Below are 25,323 nucleotides of genomic sequence, written 5' to 3' on the forward strand. Positions count from 1 at the left end.
GGCGGTCAGCGATTTGCCGCCCGCCATCGGCCGGGGGTGCAGCCGTACCTCGCCCGGAACAATTCAAACAGCGAACAGGCAGAAGAGAATCCACACTCCGCCGCGATCGTTGCAATCGTATCATCCGTATCGCGCAACCGGGTCCGAGCCTGTTCCAGTCTGAGTTCCGTTAAGAATTCCTTCGGAGAGATCCCGAGTTCCGCGTAAAACAGGCGGTAGAGCGTCGACTCACTGAGCCGAAAACGGCGGGCCAGAGCCGAAATCTGCAACGGAGATGCGGCTCGTTTCCGCAAAAACGCCAGAATCCGCCCGAGCGTCCGATTCGATACGGCGTAAAAACTGCTGCTGCCACGCTCCACAACCTCCCCGGGCGGAATCAGGATCGGAGAGGAGCGGGGATCACCCCCCTCCATCAGCCGGTCGAGTTCCTCCGCCGCCCGGCGCCCCCGTTCATAAAGCCGCGTGTCGAGGCTGGAGATCTGCGGCGACGCCGTCGAACAGATCAGCTCCTCGTTGCCGACGCCGAGAACAGCGAGGTGTTCCGGAACTTTGATTCCCGCCATTCCGGCGGCATTCAGGACCGACGACGCCTCCCAATCGTTGTTGCAGAAGATGCAGCAGGGAGTCGGCAGCAGCAACAATCTCTCCATGACCCGCTTCAACGCCAGTGTGGAGCGGAAGTAGCGCGGCATGGAGATCCGGACGGCGTGAACTCCTTCCGCCGCGATCCGACGTTCAAAAGCGAGGTCGCGCCCGAAACAATCCTCACAGACCGCGAACCGGCGATAACCGTGCCGCAGAAAATACTCCGCGGCAGCAACCCCGATCCGGGCGTTGTCCGGAGCGACGACCGCCCCCGCCGTGCGCAGCAGAACCGGATCGAGCGACAGCCCGACGATCTTCACACCTTCGTTGCGCAGCTTCTCCGTATAATAGCCGGTATCGGTCAGCAAACCCGCCCCGTGCCAGTTGCGCACGTGACCGGGCAAACCATACATCTGCGGCAGCTCCAGCTGCCAGCCGCGGCTGCGCGCGACCTCCATAATGCCGCGCAGCTCCTGCTGCAAATAGAAGTTCTTCGCAAAGAGAACCGTTTTCCGGAAGATTTTCATAACATGGAATATATCGTTCATTTCAAATAAGTTCAAATGATTTTTGAATGATTTTCATATAGAAATAACGGAAAAGCTGATTTGCAACCGCTCCGCTTTCCGATATAATATCCTCATTTGAAACAAGCCGGAGGGGCAGAAACATGAAAACACAATGGACCGGGGAACAATCGTGGGAATGGTATCGGAACATGCCGTGGCTGCGCGGCTGCAACTATCTGCCGTCCGACTGCTGCAACCGCATCGCGATGTGGCAGGAACTTGAATGGGATCAACACCTTGCGACCATGGAACGGGAATTCGGGCTGATGGAATCGATTGGTTTCAACTCGATCCGGGTCATTCTGGAATTCGAAGTTTGGGATCAGCAGCACGACGGTTTCATGTGCCGTTTTGAGACCTTTCTCGCAACCGCCGCGAAACATGGGATCCGCGTGGTGGTCTGCCTCGCCAACGACTGCACCGTTCCGAAGGACGAAAACTGGAAACCGGTGAAGCTCGGGCCGCAGCATTATGACCTCGGTTATCACGGAGGGCGGAAAAATTCCCCGCATGCGCAACGCGATCAGGTCGGTTACTACCCCGCGCTCGACGAACCGGAGAATGCGGAACGCTTCTTCCGGATGGTCGCGGAGATCGTCTCCCGGCACGCCTCCGACCCGCGCATCGTCATCTGGGATCTCTACAACGAACCCGGGAACGCGCATCGCGGCGAAAAATCCGTTCCGCATGTCCGGCGGATTTTCGAAACTGCGCGCGCGGCGGATCCTTCCCAGCCGCTGACCACCGGCATCTGGAGCGGAATCGACCATGCCACCGCGGCGGAATGGACGGCGCTCGAACTCTCGGATCTGATTTCCTACCACAATTACGGCTCCTTCGAGGACAACATCATCGCGATCGACGAGCTTCGCCGGTACGGCCGCCCGCTCATCAACACGGAGTGGCTGCACCGACAGCAGGGCAATACGGTCGCGCAGATGTTCCCGCTCTTTTATCTGGAAAAGATCGGCTGCTGGAACTGGGGTTTCGTGGCCGGACTCTCCCAGACCTACGAACCGTGGGAGATCATGTTTCAACGTTACGCGGAAGGGGACCGCACGATCGATTTCACCAGGTGGCAGCACGATCTGTTCCGGCCGAGTCTGCGCCCCTACGATCCAGGCGAAATCGAGCTCATCCAACGATTCTGCCGCCTGAGTGACGAAAAGGAAAAACGTTGAAGAGCCTCCTTTATGAAAATCACGAAACTCGAAACCATTCTGGTCGGAGCGCCGACTCCGGGATGCGGACTTCTGTCGAACCGCAACTATTTTTACATTCTGCTGCACACCGATGAAGGAGTGACCGGCCTCGGGGAGGCGACACTGGAAAGCCACGACGAATCGCTGCTCGGCGTTCTGCGCGACCTCGAAGAGCTGATTCTCGGGCAGGATCCGCGACAGGTCGGCAGACTTCTGCAGATTCTGATCCGCCAGCGGTTCTGGAAAGGCGGCGTCGTCAAGGCCTCGGCCATCTCCGGAGTCGAACTGGCCTGCTGGGATCTCATCGGCAAGGCGGCGGGGAAACCGGTTTATGAACTTCTCGGCGGCGCGGTGCGAAATCGGATTCGCGTCTACGCAAACGGCTGGACCGGCGGAGCGACCGATCCGGCGGAAATTCGGGAGAAAGCCGCGGCCGCCCTCTCCCGCGGTTACACGGCGTTTAAATTCAGTCTGGCGATTCCGACCTGGCCGGTTTCCGACCGGGAAGCGGTACGCCGCATCCGGGAAGCTGCGGAAACGATTCGCGAGGCCGTCGGTCCGGACACCCCCCTGCTCTTCGACGGACATGGCCGCTACGACTCCCGGCTCGCGATTGAGATCGGACATGCGCTGGAGGATCTTCACCTGATGCTCTTCGAAGAACCGGTTCAGCCGGAGGATGAGGAGGGGATGGCGCTCGTCGCGGAAAAGGTCAACATTCCGATTGCGGCGGGCGAACGGCTGACCAGGCTTCAGGAGTTCCGTCGGCTCTTCGAGAAACGGGCCGTCTGCATCGCCCAGCCGGATCTTGCGCACTGCCATGGATTCAACGAAGGGCTGAAAATCGCGCATCTTGCGGAAGCGTTCGACTGCTTCGTCGCCCCGCACTGCCCGATGAGTCCGGTGATCACCGCGATTTCGCTGCATCTGGACGCGGTTGCGCCGAACTTCCTCATTCAGGAACGGCTCTTCCTCGACGACTGGCGCAACGAGATCATCACCGAACCGCTCGCCCTCCGGGAAGGATATCTGACGTTGCCGGAAAAACCCGGCTGGGGTGTTGAACTCAACATGGATATGGTTCGAAACCATCCTCGAATCACGGCGGGGACCCCCCGGCTGTTCCGTCCGGACGGTGCCGTCTGCGATTGGTAGAAACAGGGAGAAGTCACGTCTGATTCTCAGGAAAAACCGTTCTGATCACCGGCGGATCGCGCGGCCTCGGCGAAGCGATCTGCCGCCGGTTCGCCGCCGAAGGATGCCATGCCGTCGTCAACGCCCCCCACGACCGCGCCGCCGCGGATGCCGTTGCGGGCTTTCTCCAACGGCTCACGGTGCGGAGCTCCGCCGGATGAGGTCGCCGGAAGTGGGTTCCACACCGCCGGCTCGGGATTTCCGACCGGAGAAATCATCAATTTCGACAGCGGCAGCTGCACACGCCCCCGGAAAGAGATGCATTCCCGCAATGCACCGGAAGTGCCCCTCCGGCCGGAAACCGCCGCTTTTGATGGAAAAAGCGGATTTCCGGGGTTGCAATCATCCGGAGGAACGGTTATATTAACGTGTTGTGGCACACAATCGTCCGGTTGTGCCGGACAGTAAGGAGAAGATAAAATGAAAGATATGGAGATCCTCCATGACGAGAACGCCGATCTCGGCGTGCTCAACGGCAAGACCATCGCGGTGATCGGTTACGGCGCGCAGGGCCGCGCGCAGGCGCTCTGCATGCGCGACTCGGGCCTTTCGGTCGTGATCGGTATTCGTCCCGGCAAATCCAAGGATGCCGCCGATGAGGACGGCTTCGAGACCCTTTCGGTCACCGAGGCCGCCAAGCGTGCGGACATCATCCACATCCTGCTGCCGGATGAACTGCACGGCCCGATTTACGAAAAGGAGATCGCCCCGGTCGTGACCGGCGGAAAGACCCTCTCGTTCTCGCACGGATTTTCCATCGTCTTCGGCGAAATCAAGCCGCCGAAGGATGTCGACGTCATCATGATCGCCCCGAAGAGCCCTGGAACCGAGGAGCGCAAGCGCTTCGTCGAAGGATTCGGCGTGCCGGGTCTTATCGCGGTCAAGCAGAATCCGAGCGGCAAGGCGAAGGAAGTCGCCCTCGCGATCGCGAAGGCCGAGGGTCTGACCCGTGCCGGCGTGCTCGAGTGCACCTTCGAGCAGGAGACCTATGAGGATCTCTTCGGCGAGCAGAACGTGCTCTGCGGCGGCATGGTCGACCTCATGAAGTACGGCTTCGAAACCCTGATCGAGGCGGGCTATCCGCCGGAGATGGCCTACTTCGAGTGCATTCACGAGGCGAAACTCATCGTCGATTTGATCTACGAAGGCGGCATCCAGAAGATGAACGCGGTCATCTCGAATACCGCTGAATGGGGTGAGTACGACAACGGTCCGTGGATCATCAATCCGTCGGTCAAGGAGCGCATGAAAGAGTCTCTGCGCCGCATCGAATCCGGCGAGTTTGCGAAGAAGTGGATCGCCGAAGCGCGCAACGGCGCTCCGAACCTCAAGGCCAAACGCGCCGCCCTCGGCGAGCATCCGGCGGAGATCGTCGGCAAGCGGATTCGCAGTCTCTTCCAGAAGAAGAACTGAGTTTCCCGCATGTGGCTTCAAGCGGAATAACCGGCTCATCCAGAACGGTTGTTCCGCTTTTTTTTAAAGTGGCCGTTTTTTCCCATGTAAAATGCGAGTTTTTTCCATTTGCATCCGGCAGACGGGGGAGTATTTTATGAGGAAGCGGACGGACGGCTTCCGAAACAATGATTCGAGGCCGGGGCGCAAGAGGCAACGATCAACAACTCGAAGGAATATTCTAATGGCTCAGATTTCAAAGCTGGTGTGGCGTACCGCGGATGTACCGGAGGAACTGCATGAACTCCTGGCGACGCTGGAAGAAGAATACCCGGTTTCCGGCTATGGCCGCGGCCTGAAGCTCAAGGCGAAACGCGTGAAGGGGGAAGGCACGATTTCGCGCGTAAAACGTTCGCCCGGCACGGTGCTTGTGGAATACAACTCCATCGCGGCGGCTGCGCGTGGAATCGGATCTGCCCTGGGGAAAATCGAGTGTGATGAAAAGACCCCGTTCAAAACGCTCGGAATCATGCTCGATGTTTCCCGCAACATGGTCATGCGGGTCGATCACCTGAAAATGTGGTTCCGCCGCCTCGCGCTTTCGGGATACAACATGGTCATGCTCTACACCGAGGATGTCTATGAGCTGCCGGATGAGCCGTTTTTCGGTTACATGCGCGGAGCCTACACGCTCGACGAAATCCGGGAACTCGATCTTTACGCCTCGCGTCTCGGCATTGAACTGGTCGGGTGCATCCAGACGCTCGGGCATCTCGAACAGATTCTCAAATGGAACGGAGCCTATGACAAGGTCAGGGACACCGGCAGTGTTCTCAGAGTGGATGAGGCGGAAACCTACAAGCTGATCGAAAAAATGCTCCGTTTCTGGAGCGAGGCGCTCACAAGCCGCCGCATCCACATCGGCATGGACGAAACCCACGATCTCGGGCGCGGGCGTTTCCTCGACCTTCACGGATACGAGAGCGGCTTCGATCTGTTCAACCGCCATCTCGGCAAGGTCAATGAACTCTGCAGAAAAACCGGACTTTCTCCGCTCATCTGGTCGGATATGTATTTCCGGTTTTCCAATCCGAATCAGGATTACTATGATCTGGAGCACAAGGTGCCGGAATCGGTCCGGAAAAAGATTCCGCAGAATGTTCAGCTCGTCTACTGGGATTACTACCACGAGGATGCCGCGATGTACGAGAAGATGATCCGGCGTCACCGCGACATCGGCTTCGAACCGGTCATGGGCTCCGGTATCTGGACCTGGACGCGCCTCTGGTATGACCACGCGAAAACCATGAAAACCGCTGTTCCCTGCATTCAGGCGTGCCGGAAGCAGAAGATTTCGGAACTTTTCTTCACGATGTGGGGCGACAACGGCGCCTACTGCAACTACGACTCCTCCCTGGCCGGAATCGTTTTCTGCGCGGATCTTGCGTTCGGCGTTCCGGCGGACGATCCGGACAAGGTGACCTCCCGCCGGTTCGCGGCGATCTGTCAGAGCAGCTACGAAGCGCACCTGATCGCCTCCGGAATCGACGCCAACGATGAATATTCGATGAATCCGGCGATGATGATCTGGGATGATCCGCTGCTGGGAGTCCTCTTCGACGACTGCAAACGGCGCAATCCGGAGTTCGACCTCAAACTCAGCGACCGCTACGACGAAATGCTGCGAAAACTTCTGCCGTACCAGGAGGAGTGCTTTGCCGGGGATTTCGAGCACATCATCAATGCGCTTCAGCTTCTGCTGCTGAAACTCGAGTTGCGCGGGGCGCTCGAAGCCGCGTACGACCGTGACGACCGGATAGCGCTCCGACAGATCGCCGTTTCGCTCATTCCGGCGGTGATTGCGGCGGTGTGGGAGTTCGACGCGTCGTTCCGCCGCCAGTGGCTGAAATGCGCAAAACCGTTCGGGCTCGAAGTCATCCAGGCGCGCAACGCGGCACAGGCGGCCCGGCTGGAGGAGACCGCATTGCGGATCCGCGAATATCTCGACGGAACCGTCGCGTCGATCGAAGAACTCGATTGCCGCCTCTCTCCGGGGGAGAAAACCGTCAACACGCTCAACTGGTTTCACCGCGTCGCCACCGGTTCGACAGGACTCTGAGAAAATGGACGCACGGCACGCCATCACCCATGCTCCGGGAGAGCGGATCGTCACGCTCTCTCCCCGGGAAGCGCTTGCGGAGGAGTTTCGCCGGCGCGGCCCGGGGCGGATTGTCGCCTTCACGGGCGGCCGCTCCGCTGAAACCAACGGCGGGATCGAATTGCTGGAAGATGCAGCGAAACGGGGAGGATGCGAACTCGTCCGCTTCTCGCAGATCGAGCCGGAGCCGGCAGTGTCGACGGTGGAAACGATGTGCGCGCTCCTCCGTGAGGAGAGACCGTGCGCGGTTGTGGCGCTCGGCGGCGGCAGCGCGATGGACGCGGCGAAGGCGGCTTATCTTGCGGCACAATCCGGTTGGCCGCTCGCGGAACATTTCGGGGTGAACCGTTACAGCGAAGCTTATCCGGATGCACGGCCCGACCGGGTCATCTGCATTCCGACGACCTCCGGAACCGGATCGGAAGCGACTCCATACAGCAACATTGTCGATCCCGCGCAGAATGTCAAGAAACTCATTGCCGAACAGCTCATCATTCCGGAGTTCGCCCTGCTGGTACCGGAGCTTACGCACACCATGCCTCCCGGGGTCACGCGGGCGACCGGATGCGATGCGCTCGCGCACTCGATCGAAGGATTCCTGAACGTCGGTGCGGACGGGAATCATCCGGATGCAAATGAATGGGCGCTGGAGTCGATCCGCCTCATCACAGAGAATCTGCCGCGTGCAATCGCCGCCGGAACAGACGAAGAAGCGCGCCGGAACCTGAGTTTCGCCGCGACGCTCGGCGGCATGGTAATCCGGTACAAATCGACCGGGCTGCCTCATCTTGCGAGTTTTTCGTGGTTCGGCCGGCTTGAACACGGGATCGCAGTGGCGATGCTGCTTCCGGCATGCTGGCGCTACTACCTCGGGAATCCTGCGGTTGCGGAACGGACGATGCGACTCGCACCGCTGTTTCCCGGAAAAACGCCGCAGGAGATTATCGTTTCATACCGCCGCTTCCTTGATTCGCTCGGCGTCCCTGCCGCGTTGCGCGACTGTCCCGGCATCACACCGGAACTGCTTGAAGAGACCGCGCACAGCGGCGCCCGCAACAAGATGAAGCTGGAGAATGCGCCCCGTCCGGTTCCGGTTGCGGAGTCCGGCCGGATCCTGGCGGCCATCCTGCAGGAAACCTGGGAAGGAGATCCATCATGAAAAAACTCCTGCTGACCGCCGTCTGTACGGCATCACTTCTGCTCGGGGGTGCCGAGCTGCCATCGATCTATCTGGCGGGCGACTCGACTGTCTGCGACTATCCGGCCGAACGGGCTCCGAAAACCGGATGGGGTCAGGCGTTGAAGGACTTCTGCAAACCGGGCGTCAAGGTGGTGAATCTCGCCGTCGAGGGGCGCAGCACGAAGTCGTTCCAGACCGAAGGACGCTGGAAGAAACTCGTCGACTCTCTGAAACCGGGGGATTATGTTTTCATCCAGTTCGGTCACAACGACCAGAAAAAGAATGTTCCGGCTCTCTATGCCGCGGCGGAAACGGATTATCGCAACAATCTGGAAACCTTTATCCGGGATGTCCGTGCTCAAAAGGCCACGCCGATTCTCTGTACTCCGGTCAGCCGTCGGCACTTCAGTTCCAACGGGGAGTTCCGCCAGAGCCTGGGCGACTATCCGCGGGCGGTTCGTGAAACCGCAGCCGCGCAGAAAGTTGCGCTGATCGATCTGAACGCCTTTACGGAACAATTGTTCCGCGCCGAAGGAGCGGAAAATTCGAAAAAATATCTGACCATCGTCGCGCCTGGCGAATACCCGGGGTATCCGAAGGGCTCGAAGGACAATACGCACTTCTCCTACCTCGGAGCGACCGCCGTTGCCCGCGAGGTGGTCCGGAGTTCCCGGGAGCAGAAACTCCCTGTCTCCGAATGTTTTATCAACATCAAATGAGGAAATGAAAATGGTTCATGTCATTGCACGCTGCGTCATCAAGGAAGGCTCTCTTGAAAAATTTCTCCAGATCCTGAACGACAATATTCCGAACGTTCTGGCCGAGGACGGCTGCATCCGTTACGAAGCCTGCGTCGATGCGGGGGTCGGCGTCGGGACTCCGGCCGAGCCGAACGCGGTCACGATCCTTGAGACCTGGAAGTCGCCCGAACATCTGAAAGCCCATCTGGCTGCGCCGCACATGGCGGCCTACCGCGAAGCGGTCACGCCGCTGCGGGAATCGTCGGTCGTCACAGTCGTCAAACCGGCGTGAGAAGGTTCCGGTAGAAAGGGGGCGGGAAATGGTCAAATACTCGATCGTCGTACCGACGCTGAACGAACGGGAGAACATCCTGCTCCTCATCGACCGCATTGAAAAAAGCGGTCTCGCGGATTACGAGATCATCGTCGCGGATGAAAATTCTCCCGATGGCACGGCCGACGTGGTCAACGCCTATGCAGCCGACGGGCACAGCAATGTCCGCGTCATCCTGAACGACGGAACTCCGGGATTGAGCCCGAGCATCGTCAAGGGATTCCGGGCGGCCGAGGGGAAATTCCTCTGCTGCATGGACGGCGACCTCCAGCACGACACAGCCGATCTCGTCGGGCTCCTGAATGAGCTTGAAAATCATGATTTCGCCGTCGGCTCGCGCTACGTCGCCGGCGGCGGCTTCAAGGAGAAGTGGAATCCGTTCCGCGTGCTCGTGAGCCGGACCGCCGCAACGATGGCACACCTGATTCTCGGAGTGAAAGTCAAGGATCCGATGTCCGGATTCTTCGCTCTGCGCCGCGAGGCATTCGAACGCGTCGCGCCGCAGATGAGCCCGAAGGGATTCAAAGTCATGCTCGAACTGCTCTATCTGCTCACAAGCTCACCCATACCGTGCCGCGTAGTCGAACACGGCATCACCTTCGGGCTGCGCGAGCATGGCAAAAGCAAGCTCTCCGCCCGGGTCATGCTCGATTATCTGCGCATGCTCTTCGAGTTGCGGCGCAGCAGAAACGCATAGGCGCCGTCATGTTCCGTCGACGGGAGCAGCTGCTCCCCGCCGGCGGCCTCAAACTCCGGATGCGCAGAGAGAAACCGCTCGATCTGCCCGGCGTTCTCCTCCGGCTCAATGCTGCACGTGCTGTACACGAGCTGTCCGCCCGGAGCAACCCGCAACGCGGCCGCCTCCAGGATCTCGTTCTGGAGCGCCGTAATCTCGCGGAGTCCGGATTCGCGGAAACGCCACAACGCGTCCGGCCGACGGCGAAACACTCCCGTATTCGAACACGGCACATCCGCGAGCACCAGATCGAAACTCCCGGTCAACTCCCGCGGCTCCGCAACAACGACCGGAAATTCGAGTCCGCGGCACCGGAAGTTCTCCTGCGTCAGTTTCTGCCTGCGCGCGGAACGGTCAGCCGCCGTCAGCGTTGCTCCGGACTCCATCCGTTCCGCCAGCAGCAGCGACTTTCCCCCCGGCGCAGCACAGAGGTCGAGCACACGCCGCACCCCCGTCATCACCGGAAGTGAAGGCGCCAGCGCGGTCGCAGGGTCCTGAATATAGATCCTGCCCTCCCTCAACGCACCGGACTGCAGAACAATACCGGGTTCATCGCTTTCGAAAAACCGATACGGGCCGCGACAGGCGATCGGACGGACCGCCCACTCGTCCGGAGGCTCGAATTCCCGTTCCGCGCGAAACGTAAACGCCGCCGGAGCAAGAAACGCACGACACATTGCGGCCAGTTCCTCCGCCGAACGGCTCCGCTGCCAGCGGGAAAGCAGTTCCGGCGGAAACACCTCCTCCGGAGTCTCCTGTACGACGGGAGGCGCGGCGACGGCGCGGCGCAGAAGCGCATTCACAAATCCCGCTTCCCCGCGCCCCCCCAGCGCCTTCGCAAGCTCCACCGCGACATTCACAGCCGACTCCGGCGCAATGCCGCTCTGAAACCGGATCTGGGTCAGCGTCGCCGCCAGCAGCCGTCGCAGCCGTGAACGCGGCGGCCGGGCGGCAAGTCCGGCAAGCCAGCCGTCGACCAGCCGTTTATGACGGAAATAGGCGAACAGCAGACTGCTCACCGTCCTGCGAAGTTCCGGATGGGCAAGCGAAGAATCCAGCGCATCATCGAGACTCCGCTCGTTGCTCTCGACCAGTGCGAGCACCGCCGTTGCGTCGGAGAGAACATGCGCCGCCGTATCGGAGATCACTTTTCGCATTCGTCGCCCAGGTAACGGCCGGTCATGAGATAGTTGCGGATGTAGTCGATCACCGAATCGCGCAGACTCGTCGCCTCGCGTTCGTATCCGAGCGCCCTCAATTTGCCCATCTCCGCTTTCGTGTAGTATTGATAGCGATCACGCAGATGCTCCGGCATATCGATGTACTCGATGTCGACCGGTTTCCCGAGCGCTTCGAACGCCGCGGCGGCAAGCGCGTTCCAGGTCTCCGCCCGGCCGCTGCCGATGTTGTAGAGCCCGGTTGCACGTGGATTCCGGAACAGAAACAGAACCATATCGACCGCATCCTTCACGTAAAGAAAATCGCGCATCTGCTCACCGTCGGCATATTCCGGACGGTAGGAGCGGAAAAGTTTGAGTTTCCCGGTCTCCGTGATCTGCTCAAACGCGCGCAGCACCACACTGCGCATCTCCGCCTTGTGCCGCTCATTCGGACCGTAGACATTCGAAAATTTGCAGCCGGTCATCTTCGCAAGCACCCCCTGGCGTTTCGCCCAGAGGTCGAACAGCTGCTTCGAGTAACCGTACATGTTCATCGGGCGCAGCTCCTCAATGCGCGACTCGTCATCGACATAGCCGTGACTGCCGTCACCGTAGGTCGCACAGCTCGAGGCGTAAAGAAAACGGATCCCGCGCGCGAGGCAGAACTTCGCAAGCTCCTGAGTCGCATGAAAGTTGTTGTCAATCAGGTAGGAGGCGTCACGCTCCGTCGTGGAAGAGCAGGCTCCCATGTGGATTACGCCCTCAATCCGCGCGGAGTTGAAATCCCCCGCGGCAAGCCGGGCGCGGAACTCATCCTTCTCCAGATAATCCACAAAAGCCAGAGCGTTCAGATTCTTCCACTTGTCCGACTGCCCGAGGTGATCGACCACGAGAATGTCCTCGATCCCCTGCCGGTTCAATCCCCACACAATCGCGCTGCCGATCAACCCGGCACCACCCGTAACGATATACATGATCAGTCATTGCTCCAGAATTTGCTGCCGCGCGACGAACCCGGCGCCCGCATCGCGGAATCAGCCTGAGAAAGAATCTTATTCTGCCCGCCGCTCTGCAGCGGAGACTGCAACCCGGTCAGGTAGATGGAGAACATGAAATTGGTGTCGTACGTGTCATCGTCATCGTCACGCTCCCACTGCAGACCGGCTGCGACCTCCCAGCAATGGAAATTGCGGACGACTTGCAGCGTATGAACATCGATGTATCCCTCCTGAATATCGTACGCCATTGCGTAGGAGGCGAAGGTCCGGCGATCCGGCGTAATCGGAACCCGCACGCTGAACCGCAACTCCTCCGTATGCTCATCGAAATATTTGTCAAAATACGAACCGGCGTCGAGCTGCGTCAGCGTCGACCCCATCGAATAGGCGCTGCGCGAACCGTAAGGACGATGATAAATGTAGGAGAACATGAAATCCCAGTCCGGCGCGGGCGAATACTTCAAAGTGATGTTCCAGCGGTTCAGCCAGCGCAGATTCAATCCGGGATGCCCCGCCTTGCGACCGTTCCGAATCGTCTCGGGTATCTTGCCGTTGTTGTTCCCCGCATCGATGGAAAACAGCGTGGAAATCGAAAACCCCTTGAACGGCGTCGCCGTCAGAATCGTGCAGAAGTCCCCGATCTGGCTGTAATCCCCCTCTTTTTCCATGTGAAGATCCCAGTAATTCTCCATCGAGAAATATTCCCGGATCGAATTGCCGTCACGCGTCTGCAACCGGTTCTCCAAACCGAAACGGACAAAATGCTGCTTGTCGATCCGGTCGATGTCATCAAAATAATAGAGGTGATCGGGACGTACATTCGGCCTCGGAATCAACGTGTAGTTGAGATAAGGCCGGATCACATGTCTGAGTCCGTCCAGCGCCAGAAATGAACTGCGGACATCCTGCCAGGTGTTGTAGATTTTCGTCGACGCCTCGACTCCGACCTCCCCGAGAAAACGCAGTTTCGAACCACCCTTGTTGTCGTAGTTGACCAGCGGGAATCCGATCGTGTTCTGCGGATCCGCCGCTCGGAACATGTTCAGAAGATCCTCCGTGCGAACCTTCCGTTTTGAAGTGTTCGAATACGCGGTCAGTTTCATGCCGGCACGCGGAACCACCGTCAGCCAGTCAAGCCGGATCGGGAAATAGAGGAAATGAGTCGTATCCATCCGGAAACTCGAATAATTCTTCAACCGCTCATTCGGGTAACGTTTGTTCCGCCTGTCGAACTTGATCCAGTCCATCTTCAGATAGTCGAGCGACAAATCTCCCTGATAGTAGAAATTCGTGTTGAAAATCTGCTGCCGCTGGGCATCGAGCCGGAATCCCGGCAGGCGCTGCACGGTCGTGTAGAAACTGTTCACCTTCGGCCGGACGTAAAGCGACGCGCTGAAATGGTCGAACTGCTGCTCAAGCGAAACATAGGTCGCCGGTTGCGGGTCCCGGTCGTATCGCGCGGAGAAGAAGTCGCGCGTAAAATACGGATCGCTCAAAAGCTCGAACACACCGCGGAAATCGAGGCGCGGCGTGATATGCGTCAAGTTCGTGATCCGGAAATCATACCGCATCTTCGGAATCCGGATCCGGTATTTGTTGTAATCATCCGTCTTGAACGGATCGAGATCGTAGATGCCGTAGGCGAAAATCTCCGTCCGCGAGTTGTCCGTCACAAATTCGGCATCCGCGCCGTAACCGAAGCCGCGGTAATTGTAGTAGTCCGCCAGCACCTTCACCGAAGAATACGGATACTCGCTGAAAGTGAAGCGCTTCGACAGCATCACATAGTATCCCCAGTCGGAATCCTTGCCCCACTGCGTACTGAAAAGCCCCGGCGACTCGTCCTTCGGCTTGTAGAAGATCGGCAGCCACATGACCGGAACCCCGTAGACCTTCCAGAACCCGTTGGTCAGAAATACCGAATGATCGCCGACATCCGTGTCGATCGTCTCAAGTCCGTAGAACTCCGTCGTATGCGGCGTGAACTGCGCACTCGTACAACCGATCGAATAGTGCCCGTTGTCGTCCTCCAGATAGTTGCACGAACTGATCTCGGCGTTCGTCACCGTGATGATGCCGTCCGGTTTGCGTTCCGCGCTCTCCGCCCGGCAGACGAACGTCTGAAACCGCAGCTGCGCCTTTTCAAAACGGAAATAGCCGCTTTCGAGGTTGCCGATCAGTTTCTCCGCCCGGATATTGTCCGTCAGCATCGAAACCGAAACGCTCGCCTTCTGCTCGCCCCAGATGTCTCCGACAATTCCGCGCACCGTCACACTGGTATTCGGCGCATTCTGCATACGGGCGAGTTTCGCCATGTCGACCACTCCGCCGGCGGTCTGCCAGCGGTAGACCTGCACATTTCCACTCGCCTCGAAGTCGCGGCTCTCGATGTTGATCACCGCCTGATCCGCGTAAATCTCAAGATCCCCGGCCGGAATATAGACGCCTTTGGCAACGATGTTCTGCCCGGCGAACTGCCAGCTCTCCGCATTGAACTCCTTGAATGAGGCGAAGTTCAATTTGGCCGCCCCCAGATTCGCGGCGCCCAGCGGCACAGCCAGACCGGCCGCCAGAACCAGGGACGCCAGCAGAAATTTTCCCTTACTTGAGAGCAATCGCGTCATATTCCCTGCTCGTAAATTCGTTTCAATTCCATTTCGGTCGCCATCGTGTAACATCCGGCGCAATCAAGCGTATTTCCGATCGTCGGCCCGAGTTTCGCGATCTCGCGAACCGGAGTGAGCGGCATATCCGGCGCGTTGGGAAAAATCACCGTCTTCCCGGGGAATTTCGCCCCGATCACCGCTTCGAGCCCCTGCTTGAGCGCCTTCATTCCGCCTACGGCGGCCAGAGCCGTCACGGGATTGAGTTCCCCGGTTTCCGCCAGGACAAGCGTATGCCGCAGATGTTCCGTGCGGCTGCCGCTCGAACCGATGTAGCGCTGCCCGCCGTTCACAATGCCGTCGATGGAAAGCACCCCCTCCATCCCGGCCGGAATTCCGGCAAAAATATTCATAAGCCCGTCATCGGCAAGATAATTCGCCGCCTGCGTCAGCACGGGGACCACCGGCACGAGCATGATGATGTCATCGAATCCATGCGGCGCAAAGTCGCGCAGCAGCGCATCGAACTCCTCCTTCGAAAGTTTCGACGGATTCACCGCCTTGAATTCGATTCCGCGTTCGGCGATCGAGTCGGACAGCAACTTCTCAACATTCGCGATGCGGTCGGAGTCCATATCGGTCACGAGGATTCGCGACGGACCGTCCGGATTCTCCACCGCAAGCTGGGTGTGCATCTGCCCCATCGCCCCGGCGCCGCCCGGCAGCCAGCAAACTCCGCCTTTCTTCACGCGGCTGCGCACATTCCGACCATAGGCGGCGGAGAGAACCGTCCCCGGCGCCCCCTGATAGAAGAACCCCTCATAGTGGATCCGCCCGACATCGAACATGCCGGTCTTCCCCTCGTAGTCACCGATGAAACTCGTAACTGCGCCGCGGCTGCCGAGCTTTGCGGCGGGTTCCGCAAACTCCGCGGGCAGGTTGCAAAGAAAAATGTCGTCGAACTCCACACCGGAAGGAATCTCGTCCACAAGCGCCATCTTCACACCGAGCTCGGCGTTGAGCCGTTCCACCGCATCGGGAGAAAGACCGAACCCGACCACACTCGCGGGAGCGGCCTTCTTCAACGCCTCGCCCGCACCGTAAATCTGGCTGTCTCCGGCGGCGATGAACACTCGTCCGCCCGGAAGCGGAGCGGTGCGGTTTTCGATCATATAACTGGCCTGCACACAGGTCCAGGGTTCCAGAAGCGCCGCCACCGCGGCGGGCATCTCGTCGGAGATCGGCAGGAGATAGCACCCTTCGTCGCCGTTGAGCACGCGCTGGTCGATCACGCTGTACTGTTCCATGCCGCCGTTGATCGCGTAACCGTAGGCGAACCCTCTGCCGTTCACATAGATGTCCGCCTGGATGATGAAACGTTCGCCGACATCGAATTTCCCCGTCAGGTTCTCCCCGACCTTCACGACGGTCATCACGGCTTCGTGGCCGGGAATCACCGGATCCTTCTTCAAATCCTTTGAAATCACCCGGGGATGCGCTTCGCCCGCGCGGATCAGTTTCACGTCGGAGAAGCACAAACCGATCGCATCAATCCGCACCAGGAGCTCGTCGGGCCCGATTCCGGGCACCGGAATGACACACGGCTGGTCGTTCACACCGAAATTCTCCATGCCCGCACCGAACAGCGGCCATGCCAGCATCTTCTCCGGAATCGTAACGTTGCTCATTTTTCATCCCCGTTTCTCATCAAAGACATCGACCGCGCGCCATCGCACCGGCAACCGATCGTAGCGGTTCAAAGCCCGAAACTCCTTAATATAACACGCGCCCGCCCAAATTGCAATTCCGGCTTCAGAGATCGAAATCATCATCGAGTACGGACATCTCATCCTCGACGAAATTCAACGCGAGCTTGAACGCCGCCGCCCGGTGGCTGATCTTGTTTTTGAGCTCCTGCGGCATCTCGCCGAAAGTCTGTTCATACCCGTCCGGCTGAAACACCGGATCGTATCCGAAACCGGACTCCCCGCGCGGAGCGTCGACGATCCGTCCCTTCACCTCCCCTTCAAAGGTCTCGATCACTTCGCCGTTGATCGCGATTGCGATTGCGCAGACGAAACGGGCCCGGCGGTTCTCCTTGCCCTTGAGTTCGTCCAGCAGTTTCGCAATGCGTTCTTTGTCGGTCGGCGCATAACGGGCCGAGAGAATGCCGGGACGGCCGTCGAGCGCCTCGACCTCCAGACCGGAATCGTCGGCGAACGCCGGAACGTCGCAATATTTGCAGGCTGCGAGCGCTTTCTTCGCGGCATTCTCCCGGAACGAAGCGCCATCCTCCACGACACCGGGGAAGTTCGGATAGTCGAGCAACGACTTCAATTCCACCTTCTGCCCCTCAAGCAGCTCGGCGTATTCCTTCACTTTATGCGCATTGTTTGTAGCAACGACAATATAGGCCATTCTCTTTCCTTTGCTCCTTGCATTCGATCTTACTGTCATATATAGTATAACCGGAATAGACTCTTTACAAATGAATCTCGACATTTGCACCAAACTTTTCGAACCTTTTGCGAACGGGACACTCTATGCGGGGTTCTCCGGCGGAGCGGACAGCACGGCGGCGCTTCTCGCGGCGCGCCGGTTCCGCGACCGCTCCGGCTGCCGCCTCGTTGCGATTCATTTCGACCATGGGCTGCGAGGCGCGGAGTCGGCCCGGGAGGCGGAGGCGGCCGGACGGTTCGCAGCGGAACACGATGTGGAGTTCCGATGCATCCCCCTGAAACTCGAATCCGGCCCGAACCTTGAAGCGAGAGCGCGCAATGCGCGGCTCGAATGGTGGCGCAAACTCGCGGGCGAACGGAGCGATGCGGCGGTCGTGCTCGGACATCACGCCGACGACCGGGCGGAAAATCTGATGCTCCGGCTCGCGCGCGGCTCGAATGTGAGCGGATTGATTGCGCTGCGTGAACGTTCCGTCGTCGCAGGGGTGACGGTTCTCAGGCCGCTGCTCCGTTTCCGGCGCGCTGAAATCGAGGCGTTTCTGCGCGCCTCCGGCATCGAACGCTGGGCGGAGGATTCGAGCAATTCCGATGACCGATTCGCCCGGAACGGGCTGCGCAACAGGATCCTCCCGGACTTCTACGCGCTCACGCCGGGGAGCGAAACGGGGCTTTTCCGGTCGCTCGACGCGCTGGAAGACGATGCGGAATTCCTTGATCAGGAAGCAGAAAGGCGGTTTCGATCCATCGGCGGGCAATCGGTCATGCCGCTCAAATTCTGGCAGGAACAACCGGCCGCATTGCGGATCCGCCTGTTGCGCAGATTCCTCACGGAACAATCGGGCCGCGACCTCATTCCGAATCGCGGTCTCGTCGAACGCCTCACGGAGCTGCGCGACACGAATTCCGCACAATGGATTCCGCTCGACGCGCACCACTCGCTCCGGCTGCGGAGCGGAGAACTCTCGCTCATGCCTTATCCCCGCCGTCCGGAACCGGAGAGGAAACCGCAGCTGTGGGACTGGCGCCGGAAGCCGGTAATCCTGTGGAACGGATGTTGTTTCACTGCGGAAAAGGTCTCCTCCCCGGCAGCGGTAACGCTGAGAGAAGCGCTCTTTGACGCGGAAAAACTCCCCTGCCCGCTTCTCATCGATCTGCGGCAGACCGGCGATCGCCTGATCCCGTTCGGAGAAACCGCGCCGAAAAGCCTGAAAAAACTGCGGATCGACCGGAAGATTCCGGCGGAGACGCTCCTGCCCGTTCTGCGCGCCCCCGGAGAACCGCTCCTTGTCTGGGCCCCGGGAATCCGCCACGGAGCGACCGCCCCCGTAACACCGGAAACACTTGAAATCATCCGTCTCGTCATGCAGACCAATGCCCGACAATAACAGAAAGGGTTGTTTTATGGCTCGAAATCCGGACATTCCACTCTACGAGCGGTATATCGAACAGTATCTGGACCGGGCGCTCACCGCACCGGAAATCAGGGAAGATCCGCCGCTGCGGTTTCATCCCGAGGTTGACGACTACACGATGAGCATGGGAATGGCACAGACGCCCCGGGGGCGCATCTGGCTCGGATGGTTCGCGGGCGGCGACGACGAACGGGCGGTGATCGTACTCGCGTACAGCGACGACGGCGGCGAAACGTTTTCCGGACCGCGCTTCTTCCTCGAACCGGGTTACGTGGAGTGCGGGATCCACCTTTCGGCGGTGGTGGGGAATCTCTGGACGGCGCCGGACGGAAGACTTTTCCTCTTCTTCACGCAGAGTCTCGGCTACTTCGACGGGCGGGGCGGAAGCTGGTACAGCGTCTGCGCGAATCCCGATTCCGCCACGCCGGAATGGAGTGTCCCGCAACGGATCTGGCACGGGGCGTCGCTGAACAAGCCGACAGTGCTCAGAGACGGAAGCTGGTTTCTGCCGGTCGCCCTCTGGCCGCGCGAGATGATTGCGATCGAAGCGGTCGGCCTCTTCCGGACCGGGGAACGGAGCGGACTCTTCCACGAGCTCGATCCCGAACGCAAAGCCCAGGTGTTCGTCTCGAAAGACGCCGGAAAAACCTGGGTGAAGCGCGGCGGGGCGGTCAATTTCGACCGCACTTTCGACGAACACATGATCGTCGAGCGGAACGACGGTTCGCTCTTCATGTACCTCCGCTCGAAACACGGCACGACAAAAAGCGAATCGTTCGACGGCGGATACACGTGGAGTGAACCGGTTCCCGCCGGATTTCCGAACGCGAGCGCCCGCTTTTTCCTGCGCAGACTGCGTTCCGGAAATCTGCTGCTGGTGCGGCACGCGAATCCGGAGGAGCCGGAGGCGCGTTCCCATCTGACCGCATTCCTCTCCGACGACGAGGGGGAAAGCTGGAAGGGGGGGCTGCTGCTCGACGAACGGCACGGCATAAGTTATCCGGACGGCTTCCAGAGCGAGGACGGCAGGATTTTCATTCAGTACGACTACAAACGCGAATGCGGGGAGATTCTGCTCGCGACGTTCACGGAAGCCGACGTTCTTTCCGGGAAGGATGTCTCGCGGGAAATGCGCCTGAAGCACACGCTCGTGCAGTCCCGCACGCGCCGTCTGGAAAAAGCCGCGGAGAAGTGAATCAGCCGTCCCGCCGGAACATGACTCTCGTCGTATCCGCGGGCAGCAGAGCATAAAAACCGGCCCGCGTCTCCGTGGGTTCGGTGGAGACGGCCCGCGTCAGAATGTACGCGAAATTCCGGTCAGGACGGTTCAGCTCGAAATCGTACAAATCGACAAAGAAAAACGTCCAACGTTCCGGCGGAAGCACTGCAATCTCCCAGTGCAAACGTCCCTCTTCATGCTTCGAAATCAGGAACGTTCTCTCCTGCGGGGCGGGGACACAAATCAGGCGGGAAATCTCCGCGGGAAACCGGTCGTACTGTTTCGCCTTGTTCACTCCCGCAATTCCATGCGGGCGCAGAACGGTCTCCCGGAAGATTCCGTCACACATGTCGGCGAAAGCGTCGCACAGCTCCCAGTCATACTCCCCCTGTGCATTGCCGGAAAGCGTGCGCCACAAAGAGAGGAGGACGGAACGGTATTCCCGGATCGAAAAAGTGATCTCCTTTTCCATGACATCCTCCCGGTTTCTGCCGTCTCCAGGTAAGATAGCATGAAATACCCGGATTGCAAACCGTTCGCCCCGGCTTCAACAACAGCCCTGCCCCGGACAGAAGGGAACCGGATCATCACGTTCACCATGAGGAATCAACCGCGAAGCGACTCCGGGCGCAGCTCCAGCCGGAAACGGAACTTCATATCCCCGTCCATCCACATGGGGAAGTTGGTTCCCCAGACATTGTTGTACAAATTGAAATGGATTCCGAGCTCAGGATCCGGAACGGCGTCGCGAAAGTCCAGCAGAGATCGACAGGCGGGAGCCACCAGCACAGCATCCTCGGATTCGATGCGCAGGCTCCTGCATTCCGCAAACCGGTCAATGGCATGCAGCCGCCGTCCGGCAGCGGCCACGACCTGATCGGTTCGAATCCACTCTCCGGTCTTGAGCAGCCTCCACATCCCGGCCCGTCGCGGAGCAAAACTCAGCCACAGCGCATGAGGCAGTCGCGCCGGGTCCTTGTCCAGCCACTCAAACGTCACAGCGATTTCCGGTCGATCGGGCTCGAAACGGTAACACAGCCGGAGCTCCCCCGGCATTCCGGCACAGGGAGAAACCTGCAGCTGAAAGCAGAACTCCTCTGCCGAAATCCTCTCGAAACGCGTCCCGGCCGCCCTTCTTTCGACATGCGGCAAATCCGGCGGAAGAAACGGCTTTCCGAAATCCAGCAGCGCCCACGACTCCCGCAGACGCAGATACCGCCGCTGAAAATTCTCATAATCCGCCGCCGAAAATGTTTCCGCGGAAAAAAGAGCCAGCCGGTGTTCGCCGTCCGCAAGGATCCTGCCATCCCGCATGCGCAAAAAACAGATGGAACCGTTTTGTTCATCAAACGAAAAGTCACAGTAGTTGGTGGAGTACTCCGGCTCCAGGATGTCATTTCCCCGAAACGAGCGGTTTCTCTCCGGCCTGAGCCGGGCCAAAGCCTCCTTCGCCTCCCGTCTTCCTTCTGCGGGCAACAGCCGGACCGCCTCGTTCAGCAAGTGCCTCTGCTCCTTCCAGGACGCGGCAAATTTTCGAGCTTTGGAGGAGCTGCGCACCTGATTCCACGAGTCGCCGAGGCAGCTGTTTTCACCGGCGAAAAATTTCTTCTCATCCATTCCCCAGGTATGTTCGGCAACTTCCAGCAGCCGAAGCAGAAACCCGGGAGTCCGCCACTGCCGCCCCGTTTTGCACAGCGTCTTGAAGTCGGCCACCTTGCGCGGATCGGAACCGACGCCGTGAATCCAGCTGTCGCCGATCTCGTCCGTGACGGTCGGAAGCTGTTCTTCGAACGGCAGCAGCCGGAGAGCGAGTTCATCAAGCGTTCCGGCCCTCACCTCCCCGTCCGGGAAAAGCGCGCCGGCGGTTTCATACGCCAGTTCCACCTCCCGGAGGGTATGCGCTCCCTGGTTGTCTCCCTTGATGGCCAGAAGAGCCCGCAAATCGAATTGCGGGTAATCGATTGGCGCCCCGTAATCAGTCTGATACATGACGATCACCGAATTGCCGCGGCTGTCCAGCCAGCGGAACAGAGGCGGAACATCGGGAACCGGACTGGCGGGATTCACCCCGATGTGCAGGAAACGGACTCCGGCATCGGCCAGAGGGGCGACAATCCCGCGCGTATGTCCCGGAACGTCCGTCATTTTGGCGGCAATGGTTCTGCGGCCGAACCGGCGGTCCAGCTGCCGGGAAATCATCAGACTGCAACGGTACAGCTCCTCGTCGGCGAGTTCACTGTGCATGGTGAACGGGAGCGCATGCCAGGTAATGTCCCCATCCAGAATCGCGCGTTCCATTCTGCGCCGCCTGCACCTGCCGGCCTGCTCCAGATATCTGTAAATCAGAAAGGAGCCGACTGTCCAGCAATATCGGTGCAGGGGATCGCGCTCCCGCATGGCGGCCGCAGTCTGGAGCGCCCGATCCATGAAATCATTGAAATAGCTCTGCTTCACTTTCGCTGCATAATCCGTAAAACCGATATCAAGGTGCGTCTTGAAAATCAGCAGAACCGGATTTCTTTTCCTCTGTTCGGACTGATATACGGTCGAACACTCACACTGCCGCCTGGGATCTGATGAAAACATATTATATTTTCTGCTCTGTTGGGGAAAAGATATGGAATAACGGAGAATTCTTATTATTTTGTGACCAGTGTACCGTCAGCCTCGTACCAGCATTTGAGATTATATGCCGTACTGTTGAGCTCGAGACCGGATTTCAGGTCAGCATGCCCGTCGGCCCAGGCGGTTGCAGACCGGTTGCCATGAATCATGTTAACTGCGGCATCCGTGTCAACAAGACCGTTGAAAACAAACCGCGGAAAAGAAAAATTATTTCCTTTTTTCAGAGTGTCGGCATATACCAGAGTCTCACTCGGCGCTTTCATCCTCGACAGAACCAGCACGTAATACTGGGGGCCGGAATCCTGATATCGGATGTAATCTCCCAGCCGGGCAGTCCGCTCAGCGCTGCTACCCCCTTTGGAATACTCCATACCATATGCACTGCCCCAGCAATGAAAACTCGGATCGGAAGCGGGATATTCATTGTTGGAGGACGGACATTGAACGCATGCCATGTTCATGTAACCTCCCCCTCTTTTTACCCAGTACCCTTCCGGTCTGTTGCAAAGCCGGGAAGGCCATAAACCAAGTGAACTGTCACTGGCCTCCATGTAACCGATGTAAAAACCGGAATAATCATCCGCATATTGAATCTGGGCTGTCATCGCCTGTTTTTTATTGTTCAGGCATTGAGAAGACCTGGCGCTTTCCCTGGCTCTGTTCAGCGCAGGCAAAAGCATGCCGGCCAGAATTGCGATGATCGCAATTACAACCAACAATTCAATAAGTGTGAAATGATGTGGTTCCGGCAGCTGCAATGTCACATTCCGAAAACGGCTTTGATAATTCACTCTCTGCATCATGATGATTCCTCCTGTGAATGATGGGTGAAAGTATACTGACTTCAAACTTCAACGGAGAGATATTTGTTCGGGTCCGACCAGATAAACAACGGCCGGAGAAACCTGACAATCCGACGGGGAAATCGACAACGGCCTCCCCTGAAAATCCACTGCACGTGAAATGTCTCCCTGAATGTTCCATTTGACTTTTTCCGGATAGAATGCGCTCCAGAGAGCCCAGATTCTGACTCCGTCGGGCCGGTTCCAGTGTGCCAGATAAACATTTTTCTGTTTTTCCAGAACCGGAACAGTTGAACCGGAAGGACAGAGTTCGGCAAGCGTTTTCATGGCAGTCCAGGCGGGTTTTCCCTGAAGATCGGCATGGACAATCCCGAAATGGGCCTCCCGTTCATCGGCTTTCCATTCAGCGGAGCGGAAATTGTACCAGAAGATTCGCTCAACGTTACAGGCCAGAGCGATCAGATAAGTGCGCGGAAGCATTTCCGCCTGTCTCTCTTCCGGGACGGTCTCGGCAATTCCCGTAGTCGTGCAGACGATGATGTTGCCCTTGAGATCGCTGTTAAGTTTGTAAAGAGCGGCCACTGCGCCCCGGTACTGCTCCGTTCCCGCTTCGATAATCGGAATGAAGCGGTCGCCTTTTTTCAGATTCCGGTCATGCAGGAAGCGTCCGCTCGGCTGAAAGCTCACCTCGAATTTTCCGTTGAAATCCGGGCCTGGTTTCTGATAGGTCTCCTGGCGGGGGACCCCCTCTCTCGTCCACCAGGCCTCCCAGCCGATATGAAATTGCGAGAGGTAATGATCCGCCATTTGCACTTTCACCGGATTGCCTGCGGCATCAGCCTGCAAATCGTAATAAAACGGCAATCCGGTCGGAAGCAGCAAAGTGCCACCTTGTCTGACGTACCGGACCAAATCCGGAATATAACGGGCGGGGAAGGCTTCTCCGATGGCAGGAATCAGAACGGAATGCTTCTGAACATCCAACTCCTGAAGCTGCCGGAACGTCACGATCTCAACCGCCTTGAAACCTCTGAGATTGGATTTTGTGTCGAAGTTCAAGGCTCCGGCGAACTCGCTCTCCGGATCACAAAGCAGGGCGACGGTCGATTGCTCCGGAACAACGCCGGCCATCCGGAAAGCGGCATCGAGCAATTTTCCAAAAAACGCGGGAGGCCGCGCAGTGGACCAGCCGACTTCGGAAATCCAGACCGGTTTTTGAATCCGGTACTTCTCCATCAATGCCTGAAGCGTTTTGAGCTGCGGAATCATCGCTTCCGGAGTATCCTGCCAGTTATAAGGATGAATATTCATAACATCGAAGAAATCACCGGCTCCGGCGGCATAGGAGTTCTCGATGTATGTCAGAGGGATCCCGGCTGTTCCACCGTAAACCACGGTCAATTCGGGATCGATGTTTTTGATCTCCTGATAGGTTCGTTTCAGCAATTCACAATAATGTCCGGCATCGGGAGAGTCACGCCAGAAGCCGTGCATGTTCTGCTCATTCCAGACCTCCCAGCAACGGAAATCACCGGAATAACGGGATACGACTCTGCGAACGTAGTTGCTCCACTCCTTCAAATGCCTCCAGGCGGGTGTCGCCCAGGGGACGTCATAATCCAGGATCGGCAGGATTTCCATTTTCGCGTTCCGGGCCAGTTCCGCCAAACGGTCGAGATGGGAAAAATCCCACACCCCCGGCTGCTTCTCCACCCCGGCCCAGTCGAAGTCGGTCCGAACCCACCGAATGCCGATCTGACGCATCAGAGAGAACCCCTGTGGCGCAATATCCAGCTCACCGCGGCTGACGTGGGCGCAGACGCCGAAAGGTTCCCGGAGAAATTGTTGTTCCGTTCCGAAGGCAGAACATACTCCGGCCAGACAGAACACCAGCAGTTTCGCTCGTAAAAAAGTCATCGGCAGCTCCTTACAGTCTTTTGGATTGAATGCGGAA

At 58.7% G+C, this 25,323-nt stretch carries 21 protein-coding genes; 11 read left to right on the forward strand and 10 right to left on the reverse strand.

The window, feature by feature from the left end; translation table 11 throughout:
- Window positions 1-5: 5 nt before the first annotated feature.
- On the reverse strand, window positions 6-1,112 hold the full coding sequence (locus Q0K10_RS00970; RefSeq protein ID WP_294501955.1) for a helix-turn-helix domain-containing protein: 1,107 nt from the start codon (window positions 1,110-1,112) through the stop codon (window positions 6-8).
- A 143-nt stretch (window positions 1,113-1,255) separates the two neighbouring features.
- Between Q0K10_RS00970 and Q0K10_RS00975 the strand changes: the two genes are divergently transcribed.
- The 9 genes from Q0K10_RS00975 to Q0K10_RS01015 all read left to right on the forward strand — a co-directional run bounded on the left by Q0K10_RS00975 (window position 1,256) and on the right by Q0K10_RS01015 (window position 10,051).
- A complete protein-coding gene (locus Q0K10_RS00975; protein WP_294501958.1) occupies window positions 1,256-2,335 on the forward strand; it encodes a cellulase family glycosylhydrolase in 1,080 nt (359 codons plus the stop codon).
- Window positions 2,336-2,347: 12 nt separating this feature from the next.
- Window positions 2,348-3,511 (forward strand): mandelate racemase/muconate lactonizing enzyme family protein, encoded by a 1,164-nt coding sequence (locus Q0K10_RS00980; RefSeq protein WP_294501961.1) that lies wholly within the window; start codon window positions 2,348-2,350, stop codon window positions 3,509-3,511.
- A gap of 77 nt (window positions 3,512-3,588) precedes the next feature.
- Entirely contained in the window at window positions 3,589-3,711 is a 123-nt protein-coding gene (locus tag Q0K10_RS15550; RefSeq protein ID WP_366942915.1) for a hypothetical protein, read from the forward strand.
- A 268-nt stretch (window positions 3,712-3,979) separates the two neighbouring features.
- Complete coding sequence (ilvC, locus tag Q0K10_RS00990) at window positions 3,980-4,963, forward strand: ketol-acid reductoisomerase (RefSeq protein ID WP_366942916.1); 984 nt, start codon at window positions 3,980-3,982, stop codon at window positions 4,961-4,963.
- 223 nt (window positions 4,964-5,186) lie between these two features.
- Window positions 5,187-7,061, forward strand: coding sequence for a beta-N-acetylhexosaminidase (locus Q0K10_RS00995; protein WP_294501969.1), 1,875 nt, complete (start codon window positions 5,187-5,189; stop codon window positions 7,059-7,061).
- A 4-nt stretch (window positions 7,062-7,065) separates the two neighbouring features.
- On the forward strand, window positions 7,066-8,259 hold the full coding sequence (locus Q0K10_RS01000) for an iron-containing alcohol dehydrogenase (RefSeq protein WP_294501972.1): 1,194 nt from the start codon (window positions 7,066-7,068) through the stop codon (window positions 8,257-8,259).
- Entirely contained in the window at window positions 8,256-8,999 is a 744-nt protein-coding gene (locus tag Q0K10_RS01005) for a rhamnogalacturonan acetylesterase (protein ID WP_294501974.1), read from the forward strand. Before Q0K10_RS01000 ends, Q0K10_RS01005 begins: the two co-directional genes overlap by 4 nt.
- A 10-nt stretch (window positions 9,000-9,009) precedes the next feature.
- On the forward strand, window positions 9,010-9,312 hold the full coding sequence (locus tag Q0K10_RS01010; protein WP_294501976.1) for a putative quinol monooxygenase: 303 nt from the start codon (window positions 9,010-9,012) through the stop codon (window positions 9,310-9,312).
- A gap of 28 nt (window positions 9,313-9,340) precedes the next feature.
- Complete coding sequence (locus Q0K10_RS01015) at window positions 9,341-10,051, forward strand: polyprenol monophosphomannose synthase (RefSeq protein WP_294501978.1); 711 nt, start codon at window positions 9,341-9,343, stop codon at window positions 10,049-10,051.
- On the opposite strand, the gene Q0K10_RS01020 is transcribed toward Q0K10_RS01015, so the two are convergent.
- The 5 genes from Q0K10_RS01020 to rdgB all read right to left on the reverse strand — a co-directional run bounded on the left by Q0K10_RS01020 (window position 10,006) and on the right by rdgB (window position 17,269).
- Complete coding sequence (locus tag Q0K10_RS01020; RefSeq protein ID WP_294501980.1) at window positions 10,006-11,247, reverse strand: RsmB/NOP family class I SAM-dependent RNA methyltransferase; 1,242 nt, start codon at window positions 11,245-11,247, stop codon at window positions 10,006-10,008. The two genes, Q0K10_RS01015 and Q0K10_RS01020, sit on opposite strands and share 46 nt — an antisense overlap.
- Window positions 11,235-12,224, reverse strand: coding sequence for an ADP-glyceromanno-heptose 6-epimerase (rfaD, locus tag Q0K10_RS01025; protein ID WP_294501982.1), 990 nt, complete (start codon window positions 12,222-12,224; stop codon window positions 11,235-11,237). The genes Q0K10_RS01020 and rfaD overlap by 13 nt, the downstream gene beginning before the upstream one ends.
- Before the next feature lie 2 nt (window positions 12,225-12,226).
- On the reverse strand, window positions 12,227-14,872 hold the full coding sequence (locus Q0K10_RS01030; RefSeq protein ID WP_294501983.1) for a hypothetical protein: 2,646 nt from the start codon (window positions 14,870-14,872) through the stop codon (window positions 12,227-12,229).
- A complete protein-coding gene (locus Q0K10_RS01035; RefSeq protein ID WP_294501984.1) occupies window positions 14,869-16,539 on the reverse strand; it encodes an alcohol dehydrogenase catalytic domain-containing protein in 1,671 nt (556 codons plus the stop codon). Before Q0K10_RS01035 ends, Q0K10_RS01030 begins: the two co-directional genes overlap by 4 nt.
- A 124-nt stretch (window positions 16,540-16,663) precedes the next feature.
- Window positions 16,664-17,269 carry an RdgB/HAM1 family non-canonical purine NTP pyrophosphatase gene (gene rdgB, locus Q0K10_RS01040; protein WP_294501985.1) on the reverse strand — a complete coding sequence of 202 codons (606 nt, stop codon included), beginning with the start codon at window positions 17,267-17,269 and terminating at the stop codon, window positions 16,664-16,666.
- Window positions 17,270-17,339: 70 nt separating this feature from the next.
- Here rdgB and tilS point away from each other — a divergent pair, with 70 nt between their 5' ends.
- Window positions 17,340-18,695 (forward strand): tRNA lysidine(34) synthetase TilS, encoded by a 1,356-nt coding sequence (gene tilS, locus Q0K10_RS01045; protein WP_294501986.1) that lies wholly within the window; start codon window positions 17,340-17,342, stop codon window positions 18,693-18,695.
- A gap of 16 nt (window positions 18,696-18,711) precedes the next feature.
- Entirely contained in the window at window positions 18,712-19,917 is a 1,206-nt protein-coding gene (locus Q0K10_RS01050; protein WP_294501990.1) for a sialidase family protein, read from the forward strand.
- A 1-nt stretch (window position 19,918) separates the two neighbouring features.
- Here the strand turns inward: Q0K10_RS01050 and Q0K10_RS01055 are convergent, their stop codons facing one another.
- The 4 genes from Q0K10_RS01055 to Q0K10_RS01070 form a co-directional block, all read right to left on the reverse strand.
- A complete protein-coding gene (locus Q0K10_RS01055) occupies window positions 19,919-20,413 on the reverse strand; it encodes a hypothetical protein (protein WP_294501993.1) in 495 nt (164 codons plus the stop codon).
- A gap of 134 nt (window positions 20,414-20,547) precedes the next feature.
- Window positions 20,548-22,395 carry a DUF5054 domain-containing protein gene (locus tag Q0K10_RS01060; RefSeq protein ID WP_294501995.1) on the reverse strand — a complete coding sequence of 616 codons (1,848 nt, stop codon included), beginning with the start codon at window positions 22,393-22,395 and terminating at the stop codon, window positions 20,548-20,550.
- Between the two features lie 185 nt (window positions 22,396-22,580).
- Complete coding sequence (locus tag Q0K10_RS01065; protein WP_294501996.1) at window positions 22,581-23,369, reverse strand: type II secretion system protein; 789 nt, start codon at window positions 23,367-23,369, stop codon at window positions 22,581-22,583.
- A gap of 48 nt (window positions 23,370-23,417) precedes the next feature.
- Window positions 23,418-25,286 carry a beta-galactosidase gene (locus Q0K10_RS01070; protein WP_294501998.1) on the reverse strand — a complete coding sequence of 623 codons (1,869 nt, stop codon included), beginning with the start codon at window positions 25,284-25,286 and terminating at the stop codon, window positions 23,418-23,420.
- Window positions 25,287-25,323: the final 37 nt, after the last annotated feature.

The sequence above is a fragment of the uncultured Victivallis sp. genome, assembly GCF_944391105.1.
In the GTDB taxonomy this organism is placed as follows: domain Bacteria; phylum Verrucomicrobiota; class Lentisphaeria; order Victivallales; family Victivallaceae; genus Victivallis.

Bases quoted from the DNA above. Each gene is read 5' to 3' on its own strand.
- Q0K10_RS01010 (WP_294501976.1), top strand. From the start codon at position 9,010: ATGGTTCATGTCATTGCACGCTGCGTCATCAAGGAAGGCTCTCTTGAA.
- Q0K10_RS00980 (WP_294501961.1), top strand. From the start codon at position 2,348: ATGAAAATCACGAAACTCGAAACCATTCTGGTCGGAGCGCCGACTCCG.
- rdgB (WP_294501985.1), bottom strand. From the start codon at position 17,269: ATGGCCTATATTGTCGTTGCTACAAACAATGCGCATAAAGTGAAGGAA.
- Q0K10_RS01000 (WP_294501972.1), top strand. From the start codon at position 7,066: ATGGACGCACGGCACGCCATCACCCATGCTCCGGGAGAGCGGATCGTC.
- Q0K10_RS01050 (WP_294501990.1), top strand. From the start codon at position 18,712: ATGGCTCGAAATCCGGACATTCCACTCTACGAGCGGTATATCGAACAG.
- Q0K10_RS01065 (WP_294501996.1), bottom strand. From the start codon at position 23,369: ATGATGCAGAGAGTGAATTATCAAAGCCGTTTTCGGAATGTGACATTG.
- Q0K10_RS01030 (WP_294501983.1), bottom strand. From the start codon at position 14,872: ATGACGCGATTGCTCTCAAGTAAGGGAAAATTTCTGCTGGCGTCCCTG.
- ilvC (WP_366942916.1), top strand. From the start codon at position 3,980: ATGGAGATCCTCCATGACGAGAACGCCGATCTCGGCGTGCTCAACGGC.
- Q0K10_RS01020 (WP_294501980.1), bottom strand. From the start codon at position 11,247: ATGCGAAAAGTGATCTCCGATACGGCGGCGCATGTTCTCTCCGACGCA.
- Q0K10_RS01005 (WP_294501974.1), top strand. From the start codon at position 8,256: ATGAAAAAACTCCTGCTGACCGCCGTCTGTACGGCATCACTTCTGCTC.
- Q0K10_RS00975 (WP_294501958.1), top strand. From the start codon at position 1,256: ATGAAAACACAATGGACCGGGGAACAATCGTGGGAATGGTATCGGAAC.
- Q0K10_RS01015 (WP_294501978.1), top strand. From the start codon at position 9,341: ATGGTCAAATACTCGATCGTCGTACCGACGCTGAACGAACGGGAGAAC.
- Q0K10_RS01055 (WP_294501993.1), bottom strand. From the start codon at position 20,413: ATGGAAAAGGAGATCACTTTTTCGATCCGGGAATACCGTTCCGTCCTC.
- rfaD (WP_294501982.1), bottom strand. From the start codon at position 12,224: ATGTATATCGTTACGGGTGGTGCCGGGTTGATCGGCAGCGCGATTGTG.
- Q0K10_RS00970 (WP_294501955.1), bottom strand. From the start codon at position 1,112: ATGAAAATCTTCCGGAAAACGGTTCTCTTTGCGAAGAACTTCTATTTG.
- Q0K10_RS01035 (WP_294501984.1), bottom strand. From the start codon at position 16,539: ATGAGCAACGTTACGATTCCGGAGAAGATGCTGGCATGGCCGCTGTTC.
- Q0K10_RS01070 (WP_294501998.1), bottom strand. From the start codon at position 25,286: ATGACTTTTTTACGAGCGAAACTGCTGGTGTTCTGTCTGGCCGGAGTA.
- Q0K10_RS00995 (WP_294501969.1), top strand. From the start codon at position 5,187: ATGGCTCAGATTTCAAAGCTGGTGTGGCGTACCGCGGATGTACCGGAG.
- tilS (WP_294501986.1), top strand. From the start codon at position 17,340: ATGAATCTCGACATTTGCACCAAACTTTTCGAACCTTTTGCGAACGGG.